This is a genomic window from Pseudoalteromonas sp. T1lg76 (assembly GCF_002964725.1).
In the GTDB taxonomy this organism is placed as follows: domain Bacteria; phylum Pseudomonadota; class Gammaproteobacteria; order Enterobacterales; family Alteromonadaceae; genus Pseudoalteromonas.
Genome location: NZ_PQCE01000034.1, coordinates 54470 through 69073 on the forward strand (window position 1 = coordinate 54470; position 14604 = coordinate 69073).

Consider the following 14604-nt stretch of genomic DNA (forward strand, 5'->3'; position numbering starts at 1 on the left):
ATCAAGGCAGGATCTTTATGACTTCGTTAAATAACCAGAACCTTCTGCAACTTCGTTTCATTGACCAGTCTCATATTGACGCGGTAAAGCCTTCTTTCGACCATCTTCCCGATAATCCCTATGCCGATGGTGCCTTCCGTAAGCGTCGTTATTCAGTGATCAAGGTGCAACAGGGTGAACTCACCCTTCAGCCTACTAAAGCCTTTGTACAAGACGATTCCATTAATACCTTCCAGGGCAATGTTGAGCGTACCTACGAAAACCTCGACGCAGACTTGCTAAGCAGCGAAGGCATGAAGCGCATTGTGGCCGAGTTTATTGCCATGACAGGTGTCGACGCAGATCGTGATATCGAAATTCACCAGTTCCGTATGTTGGCCATCGACAGCGATACGCCGCCGGCACCGGAAGGTATTCATCAGGATGGCTTTGACCATGTGTGTATATGCGGTGTGTCTCATGAAAACATCGCCGGTGGCGAGCTATTGGTGTATGAGCACAAAGAAGCCAAGCCGTGTTTCAAGATGGAAATTAAAGACGGCATGTTCGCACTTATCGATGATCGCCAGGTGTGGCACAACGCCACCCCCATGAACAAGCTGGATGAGTCGAAGATCGGCTATCTTGATTGTTTTGTACTGACTGCGTAAGGAAAAATGATGAATCTAGTCTCTCTTCGCAGCCAGTTTCCGGCACTAATGCAGCAAGTAAATGGCGAATCGCCAATCTTTTTTGATGGCCCCGGTGGCGCGCAAGTACCCCAATCAGTATTAGATGCCATGGCGGCTTACCTAGGTTTTTATAATTCAAACCTGGGCGGCGCGTTTTTCTCCAGCGATAAAACCGTGGCGGTGATGAGCCAAGCGCGTCAGGCCATTGCCGACCTGCTTAACAGCCCAAGCCCGGAGCAAATCGTCTTCGGCGCCAATATGACTAGCCTGACCTTTAGCTTTAGTCGCGCTATTTCACGCGGCTGGCAAAGTGGCGACGAGATCATAGTGACCAATGCGGATCACTTCTCCAATGTGTCTTCGTGGCGACAGGCCGCCGAGGATAAAGGAGCCACTGTGCATGCGCTGCGTATTAATGAAGCGGATTGCACCCTGGATATGGCGCACTTCGAGTCATTGCTTAATGCCAATACCAAGCTGGTCGCCGTAACCTATGCGTCGAACACCACGGGCTCAATCAATGATGTGAAGCGTATTATCGAGTTGGCGCATCAGCATGGCGCCCTGGTGTATGTGGATGCGGTTCACTATGCTCCACATGAGCTGGTGGATGTGCAGGCACTGGATTGTGATTTCCTTGCTTGTTCGGCCTATAAATTCTTCGGTCCTCATGTGGGTATCGTTTACGGTAAGCGTGAGCATTTGGAAAACTTCACCCCCTACAAGGTAGAGCCGGCGAAAGATGTAGTACCGGGTCGTTGGGAGACGGGTACGCAAAGCTTTGAAGGCTTGGCCGGTGTGGTTGCCGCCGTTGACTATATTGCTTCACTGAGCGGCCTGGATGCGCAACTGCCGCGTCGTCAGCGTCTTGAAGCGGCATTTGCCAACAGCAAAGAGCATGAAATGGCGTTAAGCAAGCACTTCCTTACACGGCTAAAAGAGTTTCCACAGATCTCGCTGTTCGGTATTGATGATATGGAGCGTCTGGCCGAGCGTACGCCGACCTTTGCCCTTACCTTTGATGGCTTAGAGCCACGTCAGGTATCCGAGTTCTTAGGCAAGCAGCATGTCTGTGTATGGGACGGTAACTTCTATGCCCAGGGCCTGTGTGAGCAATTAGGTGTAATGGACAAGGGTGGTGTGGTGCGTATCGGTTGTATGCACTACAACAGCATCGAAGAGATCGATCGCTTATTTGCCCTGTTCAGCGAGCTACTCGGCTCATAGCGCTTCGCTCTGTTAAAAAGGCTGCCTAGGCAGCCTTTTTTGATCTTATATGCTGGGTTATTTTTGTGCTTGGCCGTAGATCTGCTCGGCGCGATTAAACAACACCCAAGAGGTAAGAATGTACTTGTCATTCGACAAGGGTTTGTTGCCGCGGTGGGTATGGGTAAAGTAGGCCGGTGCGACCACCATGGTGCCGCGTTTTGGAGCGATTTTACGCTTTTGATAGTAAAACTCGGTTTCGCCGCCTTCGCTCACATCGTTCAAGTAGAACATAAACAGCAGGACGCGGTGTAAGGCTTCGTTATGGCCGGTTTGTGGATAGACCTCACTGTGCCAGTAAGGATACCCGCCCTTATTGATCTCGTATTTCTGCGCTTGAATACTGCCTAAACGAAACAGCTGTTGCATCAAGGTACCCAGCTGGGGTTTGGCCACCTCTTCAAAGTTGTCCTGGTTAAGGGCCACCGGTTTGCCGGTTTTTGGGTGGAAGACCTGTAAGCCAAAGGCGCCAATCATCATAAACAAATGTTCTTCAACATAGCGCATCACGTGTTGCGCGGTGACCTGTTGAATATGCTGTAAGTGCTGCTGGTACTCGGGGTGAGCATTGAGGTAAAGGTCTTTACTGTCTTTTTTACTTAAATCTATGCCGCCAGAGGTGGTACCCTGCTTCAAATGCGGACTCTGCTCGAACAGGTCGATAAACTGACTACAAAAAGTGTCACTAAGCGCGTTATCATAAACGCCAATGAAGTCTGTCATGACTGCAACCTTACCTATTGGAATTATTATGCTTATTGAAAAAGTTCAGCCCAGATTTAGTGAAACGGATGTCCTCGGGCACATTAACAATACAGTACTACCGGTGTGGTTTGAAGCCGCCCGCACACCTATTTTTAAAATCTTTACCCCAGATCTTAATCCACATCAATGGCGCTTGATTGTTGCTAAGGTGGAAGTGACCTTTTTGGGCGAGCTTTTCTATGGCCAGGAAGTGGAAGTGAAAACCATGATCGAGCGCATCGGTTCCAGCTCTTTTGTGATCAAACAACAAGCCTGGCAGCATGACCAGTGTTGTGCCGAGGGTAAGACGGTGATGGTGCGTTATAACTTCGAAAACAAGGCGTCACAAGCCTTAAGCGAAGAGGAAAAGTCGCAACTTAGCCAGCATCTCGAGGCCGTGCAAGAGGGCTAGGGGCTGTTGATGGTGGTTGTGGCGGGAAAGGCCGGAGACACACACCGTTTTGTTTCAAAGCGAACACCATACTCGGCTTGCTCATCCTCGAAGAGCTCAACAATTTCATAATCATTGAGCTCAACCACCTTACTGTTTTTACTTTTCGCGCAGCGCGAGAAGCTGTCTGCCTCCCAATTGTAGGCAAACTGGGCAACTAGGATTTTGATCCACTTATCGGAATCCTTGCCCGGCTCGGCAATGTTTGCTTCAAGGTGCATGGTCGCCGGTGCCTCTTGTGTTTGTTCTGCATTGGGTTCTTGCTCCTTACTCATCTCTTTTTCAAAGCTCGCACTGACCTGATCTATGACATCACCCGCATTGTCGAAATCCCCTGAGGTTACCACTAGGTTGGCCGTGACAATAACACATAAAACAAAGCGGGCGATGGCGGTTTGAATGGGTCGTTTCGTGCTGTCCAAAAAGTGCAAGCCAAAGCGCTGGAAAGGTCTGAGTAAGAGTAATACCAAGATGTAAAGGGGAAGCACCAGCTGGAGAAGAAGCAAGGCGATAACCGAAAGCGCTAACATCCAACTGGGCAGGTACAGCAAGATAGCAAAGTTATGGGTATAGTCGAAATGGCTTGCCGCCACGCCGGTGACTTCATTTACCGTGCCAGCTGCATTCGCCAGCACAAAATTGGCTATGGTACCGTAAAACAGTAAGAGAATGGCTTTACCGGGAAGTGAGTGAAAAAGCTGAAGAAAGCGCGGCCAGAACTCAATGGTTAAAGCCGCCACTGTGCATGCCGTTGCCAGCCAGATACTGACGGGAGAGAGCAACAAAGCGACCGCGTACAGGCGTTGTGCCAGGGTCAAGGCTTGCCAAAATTTTTTAAAGCCTAGTTTAAGGTTTCTCGTATTTCGGGCTGTTTTTGCTTTGAGGCGTAATAAGGGGGCCGTCATGATAAGCCTGAATATTTTCGTTATTTATTCAGACTTTACCCCCTAATTGCTTATTTTGCCAACAATGGCTTGAGATAGTGCCCGGTATGGGAGCGCTCATGCGCAGCTACTTCTTCCGGGGTACCGGCGACGAGAATTTCACCGCCACCGCTGCCGCCTTCCGGCCCTAAATCCACAATCCAGTCGGCGGTTTTGATCACATCCAGGTTATGCTCAATCACCACTATGGTATTGCCGTGGTCGCGCAGGCGGTGCAATACCGTCAGCAGTTGCTGAATATCATGGAAGTGCAGGCCGGTAGTGGGCTCATCCAAGATATACAGGGTTTTACCCGTGTCGCGCTTGGACAGCTCTCGGGCCAGTTTCACACGCTGCGCCTCACCGCCGGATAAGGTGGTTGCCGCCTGTCCCAGACGAATATAGGACAGGCCTACATCCATCAGGGTTTGCAGCTTACGATTGATCGCAGGAATGGCATCGAAAAATTCGCGCGCGTCTTCCACCGTCATTTCCAGCACCTGATGAATGTTTTTACCCTTGTAGAGGACTTCCAAGGTTTCGCGGTTATAGCGCTTGCCCTGACACACATCGCAAGGCACATACACATCCGGCAGGAAGTGCATTTCCACCTTGATCACGCCATCGCCCTGACATGCCTCACAGCGTCCGCCCTTAACGTTAAAGCTAAAGCGACCCACCTTGTAGCCACGCGAGCGTGACTCCTGAGTACCGGCAAAAAGTTCACGTATGGCGGTGAAAATCCCCGTATAGGTGGCCGGGTTTGAGCGTGGCGTACGGCCGATAGGGCTTTGGTCGATATCGATAACCTTATCGAAATGATCCAGGCCAGTGATTTCTTTATGCGGCGCCGGCTCAACTGCGGTGGCGCCGTTGAGTACAGTGTGTGCCACCTTAAACAAGGTGTCGTTAACCAGGGTCGACTTACCCGAGCCGGAGACACCGGTAATACAGGTCATTAAACCGAATGGGATGCGCAAGTCGACATTCTTGAGGTTATTGCCGGTAGCGCCAAACAGCTCTAGCCATTTCTCGTTAGTCGGGTGGCGCTCCTTGGGCACGGCGATTTCTTTGACGCCGCTGAGGTATTGGCCCGTTAATGAGTCCGGATTGTTCATGATGTCGTCGCGCGAGCCTTCGGCCACCACGTGGCCTCCATGAACTCCGGCGCCCGGACCGATATCGATAATGTAGTCAGCGGCGCGAATGGCGTCTTCATCGTGCTCCACCACCAAGACGGTATTGCCGAGGTCGCGCAGGCGCGTCAGGGTTTGCAGCAGGCGGTCGTTATCGCGCTGGTGCAAGCCGATAGAAGGCTCGTCCAACACATACATAACCCCTACCAGGCCGGCACCTATCTGGCTGGCCAAACGAATGCGCTGGGCTTCGCCCCCGGAGAGGGTATCGGCACTGCGCTCCAGGGATAAATAATTTAGGCCGACATTGACTAAGAAGGATAAGCGGTCGCGAATTTCTTTAAGGATCTTATCGGCAATCTGTGCTTTTTGGCCGCTGAATTCCAGGCTGTCGAAATAGTCGAAGGCCTGGCCTATGCTCATCAGGGTCACCTTAGGCAGGTTAGTCTCGTCGATAAAGACGTTACGTGCTTCCTGACGTAAGCGTGAGCCGCTACAACTGGGGCAAGCCTGTGAGGTTTGATACTTGGCCAGCTCCTCACGCACCGAATTGGACTCGGTCTCATGGTAGCGGCGCTGCATATTATTGAGCACGCCCTCGAATTCATGATTGCGGGTGATTAGATCGCCGCGGTCGTTACGATAATGGAAGGCGACCTTGTCCTTGCCAGAACCCTCCAGTACCACCTTTTTGGCCTCATCACTTAAATTTTGGAAGGGCGTATCCAAATCAAATTGATAATGCTCGGCCACAGATTGCAGCATTTGGAAATAGTAGAAGCTGCGCTTGTCCCAGCCCTTAATGGCACCACCGGCGAGGCTTAGCTCGGGGTTATGAACCACGCGGTGGGGGTCGAAATACTGGCGTACACCCAGGCCATCACAGGTTTGACAGGCACCGGCCGGGTTATTGAAGGAAAATAATCTTGGCTCAAGTTCGCTCATGGCATAGCCACAGCTTGGGCAGGCAAAGTTGGCGGAGAACACCAGCTCTTCTTCGAGGGAATCATCCATGGCGGCCACCTGAGCAACGCCACCGGAGAGCTCCAGCGCGGTTTCGAAGGACTCGGCTAAACGTTGTTGCTGCCCTTCTTTCACCTTTAAGCGGTCAACCACCACTTCTATGGTGTGCTTTTTATGTAGCTCTAACGGCGGAGGATCGGATAGGTCACAGACTTCACCATCGATGCGAGCGCGGATATAGCCTTGTGCCGCCAGTTGCTCGAGCAGCTTAACATGCTCACCCTTACGGTTTTTTACCACGGGTGCCAGCAGCATCAGCTTGCTGCCCTCGGGCAGGGCTAGGACGTGATCCACCATCTGGCTGATGGTTTGCGCCGCCAACGGCAGGTGATGGGTTGGACAGCGTGGCTCGCCGACACGGGCAAACAGCAAACGCAGGTAATCGTATATCTCGGTGATGGTGCCCACGGTTGAACGTGGGTTATGGGAGGTCGACTTCTGCTCGATGGAAATAGCCGGCGACAGGCCTTCAATATGATCTACATCGGGCTTTTCCATCAGCGATAAAAACTGGCGCGCGTAGGCCGATAAGGATTCCACATAACGCCTTTGTCCTTCGGCATACAGGGTGTCGAAGGCGAGGGACGATTTGCCCGAGCCCGATAATCCGGTAATGACGATCAACTTATCCCGAGGTATGGTTAGATTGATGTTTTTAAGGTTATGGGTGCGCGCACCGCGAACTTCGATATTATCCATTCTTCGCCTGTTTCCCGAGCTGCTTATTAACCTGTAAGTATCGCATAGTTTGCCATTACTTAGCGATGCTTTCTTGTCCTTAAACCGAGCCGATGGCTTGCATCTTGGCAAGGGCTAAATTCGCGGCTAGGCATGTCCCAATGGCAGGCGATTATGCTATCATCGCCGGCCAAGATAGAATTTGTTATCAGCCGATTAGTAATCCGTCATGTCTGCATCCCAGTTAAACAGTGTTGAAAAGCGCGCCGCGCTGTCGTTGGCGAGCGTGTTTGCCTTTCGTATGCTTGGCCTCTTTATGTTGATGCCGGTGCTGGCCATTTATGGTCAGGATCTCAGTGGTTTTTCGCCCTTGTGGATCGGACTTGCCATTGGTGCCTACGGGTTGACTCAGGCGCTGCTGCAAATCCCCATGGGCTGGCTATCTGACCGTTTCGGTCGTAAACGTATTATTATCGCCGGATTAATCGTCTTTACCCTGGGCTCTGTGATAGCCGCTTTGGCCGAGTCCATGTATATGCTGACGCTAGGTCGAGCACTACAGGGCATGGGCGCCATTGCCAGTGCCTTGTTGGCCTTGGCTGCGGATCTAAGCCGCGACGAGCAGCGTCCCAAGGTGATGGCGGTGATTGGCATGAGCATAGGCATGAGCTTTGCGATTGCCATGTTGCTTGGCCCCATGGTGGCGGCTAGCTTTGGCGTCTCAGGTATCTTTTGGTTAACGGCAGCTCTGGCGCTGGTGGGAATGGCCATAGTTGTATGGCTGGTACCCAGTGCGGTTAATCGGGCTCCCAAGGGGGAAACCACTGTGACCCTGAGGGATGTGGGTAAACTGGCGCGCCACCCGGATCTGGCGCGTTTGGATTTGGGGGTGCTGTTTTTGCACCTGACCCTGACCACCATTTTTGTTTCCTTGCCACCTCAGCTTATTAACGACGGTTTACCCGCGGCCCAGCATTGGCAATTGTATATTCCGGTATTTATTTTATCTTTTGTGCTTATGGTGCCTATGATGATAGTGGCTGTGGCTAAGCAAAAGGAAAAACCCCTGTTTTTGGTGGCCATAATTATGCTGGTTGTCAGCATGCTGGGCTTGGTTTTCGGAGCCAACTCTGTCTACATGATAGCCTTGTGTATGATGTTGTATTTTATCGCCTTTAACTTTCTAGAGGCGACCATGCCGGCCCTAGTATCACGTCTGTCGCCAGCCAATCAGAAGGGCTCGGCCATGGGCGTGTTCTCATCATCCCAGTTTATCGGTGCCTTTTTGGGCGGTATTCTTGGCGGATTTGTGGCTCAGCGCGGTACCCCCGAGATGGTGTTTGCGGCTGCCGCCTTGGTTGGGTTAATATGGTTTGTCATTGCTGTAAAAATGCGAGTACCGCCGCGCAGTAAAATTATCAGTTTGCTAAGTGCAGTAGGCAGCGAACATGATGCAGAACAATTAGCGGCGCAATTGGTAGAGCTGCCGGGAGTGCTTGAAGCCACGGTGGTATGTGATGAAAACCGTAGCTACCTCAAGGTAGACGAGAAGAAATTTGATTTACAGGCGGCGCAACAGCTAGTCGCCTCAGCGTAAAAAGTAGGAGCATATATCCATGGCGCGCGGTATTAATAAAGTGATTTTAGTGGGCAACCTGGGTCAAGACCCTGAAGTTCGCTACATGCCTAACGGCAATGGCGTTGCTAACATTAGCATCGCGACCAGCGACAGCTGGAAGGATAAAAACACGGGTCAGATGCAAGAGCGTACCGAGTGGCACCGCGTGGTGTTGTTCGGCAAGCTGGCCGAGGTAGCCGGTGAGTATCTACGTAAAGGCTCGCAGGTTTATATCGAAGGTAAATTGCAAACCCGTAAATGGACAGATCAAAGCGGTCAGGAAAAGTACACCACGGAAATCGTGGTTGACGGTTTTGACGGTAAAATGCAGATGCTCGGCGGTCGCGGTGAAAACCCAGGCGGCGGTCAAGGCGGTTACCAAGGTGGCCAGCAGCAGGGCGGCTTCGGTGGCGGCCAGGCGCACAGCCAGCAAGGCGGTCAACAAAGTGGTGGCTATGGTCAATCACAGCAGCAGGGTTATGCACCGCAGAGCAACCAAGGCATGCAGCAAGCTGCTCCACAACAAGGTGGCCAGCAAGGTGGCCAACAAGGCGGTGGTTATGGCAACCAGCAGGGTGGCCAACAGGGCGGTTTCGCTCCTAAGCCACAAAATGCCCCTCAAGGCGGCGCTGCTAACCCAATGGAACCGCCAATCGACTTCGATGACGATATTCCGTTCTAAGGTAAATAAGCTTGCTTAACTGAGCTTATTGAAATCTAGATAGTTTCTTCTGAAGGCCCCGTAATACGGGGCTTTTTTATGGGCTCACACTTGAGCTTCCCCAGCACATGGACAACACTTTAGTCATGAGTAAAGATGACTAATAGACCTTGGATTTGTCCATTTTCACTAAGTATCAAAAGCTTGGCTTAACTTGCATGCTTGGCGCGCTGATGATGGTGCTGATCAACGCCATTTTGGTGTGGGGCTTGATGCAGGAGCGGCAATCGCAAATACAACAACTGGAAACGCGGCTTGAGCAATTGGGCAGTGTTAACGAGCAGGTGCTCTCCACGGCTCTGGCGCCTTATGGTTTATCAAGTAAGGCGCAAACGGGGAGTTTTGTGATGCCGGTACAATTTAATCTGGCCCTGAGCTCAGGGGCGCTCACTGTTTATAGTCAGCCCTTGTGGCAGCAGCATAGCCATTGGTTTATTGCCATTAATGTTTTGTTGCTTATTTTTTTATGGCGCACGGTACAGTGGCTGCGCAGGACCGAATGGCGTGCGGCGCGGGCATTCAGCTGCTACGGAGGGCAGAAAAAAGAGGACGAAGACCAGGATACCCATCCGGTCAGTGCCAATATGCTGGGGGTCAACCAGCTTTATCAAAGTGTTTTTGCTATTGTTTATTGCCAGCGCTTAAGCTCGGTAGCATCCGGGGTCGTGAGCTTATTCGAGACCCTGTTGCAGGAGCAGTTACAGCATCAACAAAGGGTATCGGTTAAAATTCTTAATTCCGGCTGCTTCGCCATTACGGTTAAAGAAGTGGCCTATAAACAGCTGGAAACTCATTTGCAAAGCTTTAGTGCCATGGCGCTTAAGTGTTGCCGTAGCCTATTACCTGATTTGCGTCGCGATGAGGTTAAAGTCGGCCTGTGTAACTATCGCAGTGGTGCCGATCAGGCGGTGGTCTATCAGCTGTGCCAATCGGCATTGGCATTGGCGTGTCAGAGTGAGCATAAGCATTGCTACCGCATTCCCTTTAGTCATAATCACTCCATGCTGCTGGCCGCCAAGTCCTGCTCTTTGGTTGATGCCATTAATAACGAGCAGTTTGTATGTTTCTTCCAGCCTGTATTCGACTTATATAATGAGGAAATTATGCATCACGAAACCCTGCTGCGAATTCGCCATCCACAGCTTGGGCTGATTTCTCCCGAATATTTACTAAGTCACAGCACGCCTGAAAGTGCTGCGCGCAGCGTTGATATTGCCGTACTGAAGCGTCTTGAAACCATGCTTAAGAGCGAGCAGCTGCAGGCCGACATCAGTTTAAATATTCACCCCAGCTCCTGGCTTGATGATGATGTATGGCGGCGGTTAGGGGAGTTTTTAGAAGCCCACCCCAGGGTGTGCCTGGAGTGTCCGGCAGCGCTGCTGGCCAAGCAACCCAGGCTGATAGCAAAGCGCTTAAAAAGCACAACAGCGTGCCAGCGCGGTATCATTGTCGACCAGCTAAGCAAGTGGCCCACCGACGCCATAAACACCCTTAATGTACCGATTAAGGCCGTTAAATTAGCCAGTGAATTGATCAGCCATGTGGATACGGACAGGCATATTCAGCGTCGGGTTTTATCTTATGTCGCCAATGCACAGCGCTTGGGGATAGTGGTTTTTGCGGTCGGCATTGAGCGCCATCAACAGGCCGAAGTGCTAAAACAACTGGGTGTGCAAGGAGCGCAAGGCTTTTACTTCACCGGCACCATTAACCAACTCAGTGCCTTTAACTTGCCCCAATAAGGCCGCGATACCTAAGGCCTTCCTTACCCTGTAGGCCACCGGTATGGATGGCAATGATATGGCTGCCGCCGGGAAATAACCCTGTTCGATCAGTTGCCAGAGGGCATAGATCATTTTGCCGCTGTAGATGGGCTCCAGTGGGACCTTGTGAGTGTGTTCGAACCATTGGCAAAAGCGCCATAGTTCGGGGCTAAAGCGACCATAGCCGCCGTCATGATGGTCACAAAGCAGACGCCATTCGCAGTTGGGCTGTGGCTGAAGCCGTGTGATTTCTAGTTTTAGGTATTCGGCATTTTTCAATACAGCTATGCCCAACACCTGGGTTTGTGTATGCCCGGATAGCAGTCCCGCCAGGGTGCCGCCACTGCCGGTGGCACACGCTAAGAACTGATGTTCCGGCAGGCTGTGGGCCAGTTCTTCGACTCCCCTTAAGGCGGCGGTATTGGTGCCACCTTCGGGAAGGATAAAAGCCTTGGTAAAGCGCTGCTGTAATTGCTCTAGGTACTCCGGGCTATTGCGCTGGCGATACTCGATACGGGTAACCGGATGCAACTGCATACCGCAGGCCTTGGCAAAACGCAGCGTCGGATTATGCTCATCCAGCTGCGGGCCGCGCACTATAGCGCGCGTTGCAATGCGGAATATTTTGCCGGCGGCGGCACTGGCATACAGGTGGTTGGAAAAGGCGCCACCAAAGGTCAGCAGCTCGGATTTACCGGATTGGGCAAAGGCGACCAGGTTGTACTTTAACTTGCGCCATTTGTTGCCATGGATAATGGGGTGCAGCAAATCGTCACGTTTAATACTCAAGCGCACACAGTGTTTGGTTAGCAGCACATCCTGGATTTGCTGCAGGGGAGATTCGGGGATTGTATTTTCGACCAGATTCATGGTTAACCGTGTTTATTTGCTGTGAGTATGTGCAATGATGGCGCTGCGTTATTATCCGTTGCGACTAGGGTAAAAGCCAGCTTCAAGCTGGAATCCAGTACTTTTACCCACCGAGTCAGCGACTGTTAAGCGCAGAGGTGGACAATGAGCGCCAGCGGTGGCGAGATAAGGGGTTATACTAGGCTTGCCGCGGGTAAGTTTTTAAATGTACTACTTTATGCGTATGTCGACAGATGTCATCAAAGTTTTGCATTTACGGCGCTCAATGTGCTGTTTTTTAGAGACCAATGCAAGCTTTATGTTGCCGCGACGCAGTTGCATTGGTAAAGTGTCCCAAGCTTTCAGATAATAAGAATTTTCAAAGGTCAACCAGTCCCATGTTCAAGAAACTCCGTGGTCTTTTCTCCAACGATCTATCGATCGATTTGGGGACAGCGAATACCCTGATTTACGTTAAAGAAGAAGGTATCGTCCTTAACGAGCCTTCAGTAGTAGCCATTCGTCAAGAGCGTGCTGGTGGACCTAAAAGTGTGGCTTCGGTAGGGACGGAAGCCAAGCAAATGCTGGGTCGTACCCCGGGCAACATTAAAGCCATTCGCCCTATGAAAGACGGTGTTATTGCCGATTTTTATGTTACCGAAAAAATGCTGCAGCACTTTATTAAGCAAGTGCACAACAACAATTTCTTGCGCCCAAGCCCACGCGTTCTAATTTGTGTGCCTTGTGGTGCCACTCAGGTTGAAAAGCGCGCCATTCGCGAGTCGGCCATGGGTGCTGGTGCTCGTGAGGTGTATCTTATCGAAGAGCCGATGGCGGCAGCCATTGGTGCCGGTCTGCCGGTATCTGAAGCAACGGGTTCCATGGTGGTCGATATCGGTGGTGGTACCACAGAAGTGGCCATTATCTCACTGAACGGTGTGGTGTATTCTTCATCGGTGCGTATCGGTGGTGATAAGTTTGATGAAGCCATTATCAACTACGTACGTCGTAACTTCGGTAGCCTGATCGGTGAAGCCACGGCGGAGCAGATCAAGCACGAGATAGGCTCGGCATTTAAGACCGACGAAGTAAGAGAAATGGAAGTACGTGGCCGTAACTTGGCCGAAGGTGTACCGCGTTCATTTACTCTGAACTCACACGAGATCCTCGAAGCCTTGCAAGAGCCATTGATGGGCATAGTAAGTGCGGTAATGGTGGCGCTGGAGCAATCGCCGCCAGAGTTGGCATCGGATATTTCTGCTCACGGCATGGTATTGACCGGCGGTGGCGCACTACTGAAAGACTTGGATCGCTTACTAATGGAAGAAACCGGTATTCCGGTTGTGGTAGCCGACGACCCACTTACTTGTGTTGCGCGTGGGGGCGGTAAGGCCCTGGAAATGATCGACATGCATGGTGGTGACGTATTTAGCTACGACTAATGAATTTATTATTTGGTCGCACTATTTCAATGCAACTGCGATTAACCATCGCAGTTGTGCTTAGTGTTATTCTTATTCTTGGTGATCGCTACACCAGTGGCGGCACAGCAGTACGTACCTCGCTTAATACCCTGGTCAGCCCCTTGTTATACCTGGCCAATCTTCCCTATGAGCTGCTTTCGACCAGCGCTAAAAATCTGACCTCCCGCGATCAACTGCTAAAAGAAAACGAAGCCCTGAAAAACAAGCAATTGTTGCAAAGTGAACAGCTGCAGCAATATGCCTTTTTGGTGCAGGAAAACGAAAAGCTGCGTGCTTTATTAGGCTCAAACCCGAGGCAGCAGCAAGGTAAGCTGGTGGCCCAGGTTTTATCCGTGCACTCGAATCCTTACAGTCACCAGGTGGTGATCAATAAAGGAACTTCGGATGGCCTGCGTGAAGGCTTGGCGGTAATAGATGAGTTGGGTGTGGTCGGCCAGGTGATCCAGGTCGGCGCCAGTACCAGTCGCGTCTTGTTGCTGACAGATACCACTCATGCCACGCCGGTGCGGGTGCTGCGCAACAATGTGCGCACAGTGGTTGAAGGCATGGGTAAGATCTCCAGTGTTAAACTTTCTCATGTGCCTCATAGCTTGGATATTCGTATCGGTGATGTGTTATTAAGCTCTGGGCTTGGCGAGCGTTTTCCCGAAGGTTATCCGGTTGCCGTGGTCACCCATATCAATCGTGATGAGGGTCGCCCCTTTGCGCAAATCTACGCGCAGCCGGTGGCGCAGCTCGACCGCATTCGACTATTGCTGGTGTTAACCGATACACCCCAGATGCAAGAGGTAAAGATCGATGAGTAAGCAATATGGGCTCATTATCTTAAGCGTCTTTTTCTCCTTGGTAATGGCGCTAATGCCCTTACCGATTTCCATGGAAGCGTTTCGTCCCGACTGGGTGCTTTTGGTCTTAATGTATTGGTCATTAGCCTTGCCGCATCGCGTCAATATAGGCACCGCCTGGCTAACCGGCTTGATCATTGATTTGGCCACCGGCTCTCCGCTTGGAGTGCATTCGCTGACTTATGCGGTGACCATTTACATTACCGCCAGTAATTATCAAAAGCTGCGTAATTTTTCCATTTGGCAGCAAGGCTTATTAGTAGCCGTGTTCCTGGCCTTGCATCATCTGCTGCAGTTCTGGCTCCATCACTTTCTTTTGGATGTCTACTTTTCGCCGCAATACCTGTGGCCGGTGTTAACCGGTGCCATTTGTTGGCCCTGGTTGTTCCTGTTGCTGCGTAAATACCGCCGTCATTTTCGGATCCGTTAATC

12 protein-coding genes and 1 pseudogene are annotated in these 14604 nt (G+C 51.4%); 9 read left to right on the top strand and 4 right to left on the bottom strand.

Annotation, left to right across the window (positions count from 1 at the left end; translation table 11 throughout):
* The first annotated feature begins 17 nt into the window (after nt 1-17).
* Together C2M35_RS12700 and C2M35_RS12705 are read left to right on the top strand one after the other, a co-directional pair.
* Nucleotides 18-650 carry a 2OG-Fe dioxygenase family protein gene (locus C2M35_RS12700; protein ID WP_105265509.1) on the top strand — a complete coding sequence of 211 codons (633 nt, stop codon included), beginning with the start codon at nt 18-20 and terminating at the stop codon, nt 648-650.
* 9 nt (nt 651-659) lie between these two features.
* Nucleotides 660-1898 carry a cysteine desulfurase-like protein gene (locus tag C2M35_RS12705; RefSeq protein ID WP_105265510.1) on the top strand — a complete coding sequence of 413 codons (1239 nt, stop codon included), beginning with the start codon at nt 660-662 and terminating at the stop codon, nt 1896-1898.
* 57 nt (nt 1899-1955) lie between these two features.
* Here C2M35_RS12705 and C2M35_RS12710 read toward each other — a convergent pair whose 3' ends face one another.
* Nucleotides 1956-2660 carry a 2OG-Fe(II) oxygenase gene (locus tag C2M35_RS12710; RefSeq protein ID WP_105257877.1) on the bottom strand — a complete coding sequence of 235 codons (705 nt, stop codon included), beginning with the start codon at nt 2658-2660 and terminating at the stop codon, nt 1956-1958.
* Between the two features lie 28 nt (nt 2661-2688).
* Here C2M35_RS12710 and C2M35_RS12715 point away from each other — a divergent pair, with 28 nt between their 5' ends.
* A complete protein-coding gene (locus tag C2M35_RS12715; protein ID WP_105265511.1) occupies nt 2689-3093 on the top strand; it encodes an acyl-CoA thioesterase in 405 nt (134 codons plus the stop codon).
* Here C2M35_RS12715 and C2M35_RS12720 read toward each other — a convergent pair.
* The gene (locus tag C2M35_RS12720; protein WP_105265512.1) at nt 3090-4037 is read right to left on the bottom strand and encodes a hypothetical protein; all 948 of its coding nucleotides are present in this window, start codon (nt 4035-4037) and stop codon (nt 3090-3092) included. The genes C2M35_RS12715 and C2M35_RS12720 overlap by 4 nt on opposite strands.
* A 50-nt stretch (nt 4038-4087) precedes the next feature.
* Nucleotides 4088-6913: an excinuclease ABC subunit UvrA gene (gene uvrA, locus C2M35_RS12725; protein WP_105214917.1), complete on the bottom strand. Its 2826-nt coding sequence runs from the start codon at nt 6911-6913 to the stop codon at nt 4088-4090.
* Between the two features lie 208 nt (nt 6914-7121).
* Between uvrA and C2M35_RS12730 the strand changes: the two genes are divergently transcribed.
* From C2M35_RS12730 to C2M35_RS12740, 3 genes are all read left to right on the top strand, one after another.
* Nucleotides 7122-8489 (top strand): MFS transporter, encoded by a 1368-nt coding sequence (locus tag C2M35_RS12730; protein WP_105265513.1) that lies wholly within the window; start codon nt 7122-7124, stop codon nt 8487-8489.
* 19 nt (nt 8490-8508) lie between these two features.
* Nucleotides 8509-9192 carry a single-stranded DNA-binding protein gene (gene ssb / locus C2M35_RS12735; protein WP_105265514.1) on the top strand — a complete coding sequence of 228 codons (684 nt, stop codon included), beginning with the start codon at nt 8509-8511 and terminating at the stop codon, nt 9190-9192.
* Between the two features lie 197 nt (nt 9193-9389).
* A complete protein-coding gene (locus tag C2M35_RS12740; RefSeq protein WP_105265515.1) occupies nt 9390-10973 on the top strand; it encodes an EAL domain-containing protein in 1584 nt (527 codons plus the stop codon).
* Here the strand turns inward: C2M35_RS12740 and C2M35_RS12745 are convergent.
* Nucleotides 10957-11864: pseudogene (locus C2M35_RS12745) on the bottom strand (1-aminocyclopropane-1-carboxylate deaminase/D-cysteine desulfhydrase). The gene C2M35_RS12740 and the pseudogene C2M35_RS12745 overlap by 17 nt on opposite strands.
* Before the next feature lie 377 nt (nt 11865-12241).
* Between C2M35_RS12745 and C2M35_RS12750 the strand changes: the two are divergent.
* The 3 genes from C2M35_RS12750 to mreD are packed head-to-tail and all read left to right on the top strand — an operon-like array spanning nt 12242 to nt 14602.
* Nucleotides 12242-13285: a rod shape-determining protein gene (locus C2M35_RS12750; RefSeq protein WP_105200035.1), complete on the top strand. Its 1044-nt coding sequence runs from the start codon at nt 12242-12244 to the stop codon at nt 13283-13285.
* The gene (gene mreC, locus C2M35_RS12755) at nt 13285-14133 is read left to right on the top strand and encodes a rod shape-determining protein MreC (protein WP_105265516.1); all 849 of its coding nucleotides are present in this window, start codon (nt 13285-13287) and stop codon (nt 14131-14133) included. The genes C2M35_RS12750 and mreC overlap by 1 nt, the downstream gene beginning before the upstream one ends.
* Complete coding sequence (mreD, locus tag C2M35_RS12760; protein ID WP_105200037.1) at nt 14126-14602, top strand: rod shape-determining protein MreD; 477 nt, start codon at nt 14126-14128, stop codon at nt 14600-14602. Before mreC ends, mreD begins: the two co-directional genes overlap by 8 nt.
* The last annotated feature ends 2 nt before the right edge of the window (nt 14603-14604 follow it).

What these genes read in the sequence shown, in the direction of transcription:
- C2M35_RS12700 (WP_105265509.1), top strand. Translation starts at nt 18, where the DNA reads ATGACTTCGTTAAATAACCAGAACCTTCTGCAACTTCGTTTCATTGAC.
- C2M35_RS12705 (WP_105265510.1), top strand. Translation starts at nt 660, where the DNA reads ATGAATCTAGTCTCTCTTCGCAGCCAGTTTCCGGCACTAATGCAGCAA.
- C2M35_RS12710 (WP_105257877.1), bottom strand. Translation starts at nt 2,660, where the DNA reads ATGACAGACTTCATTGGCGTTTATGATAACGCGCTTAGTGACACTTTT.
- C2M35_RS12715 (WP_105265511.1), top strand. Translation starts at nt 2,689, where the DNA reads ATGCTTATTGAAAAAGTTCAGCCCAGATTTAGTGAAACGGATGTCCTC.
- C2M35_RS12720 (WP_105265512.1), bottom strand. Translation starts at nt 4,037, where the DNA reads ATGACGGCCCCCTTATTACGCCTCAAAGCAAAAACAGCCCGAAATACG.
- uvrA (WP_105214917.1), bottom strand. Translation starts at nt 6,913, where the DNA reads ATGGATAATATCGAAGTTCGCGGTGCGCGCACCCATAACCTTAAAAAC.
- C2M35_RS12730 (WP_105265513.1), top strand. Translation starts at nt 7,122, where the DNA reads ATGTCTGCATCCCAGTTAAACAGTGTTGAAAAGCGCGCCGCGCTGTCG.
- ssb (WP_105265514.1), top strand. Translation starts at nt 8,509, where the DNA reads ATGGCGCGCGGTATTAATAAAGTGATTTTAGTGGGCAACCTGGGTCAA.
- C2M35_RS12740 (WP_105265515.1), top strand. Translation starts at nt 9,390, where the DNA reads ATGCTTGGCGCGCTGATGATGGTGCTGATCAACGCCATTTTGGTGTGG.
- C2M35_RS12750 (WP_105200035.1), top strand. Translation starts at nt 12,242, where the DNA reads ATGTTCAAGAAACTCCGTGGTCTTTTCTCCAACGATCTATCGATCGAT.
- mreC (WP_105265516.1), top strand. Translation starts at nt 13,285, where the DNA reads ATGAATTTATTATTTGGTCGCACTATTTCAATGCAACTGCGATTAACC.
- mreD (WP_105200037.1), top strand. Translation starts at nt 14,126, where the DNA reads ATGAGTAAGCAATATGGGCTCATTATCTTAAGCGTCTTTTTCTCCTTG.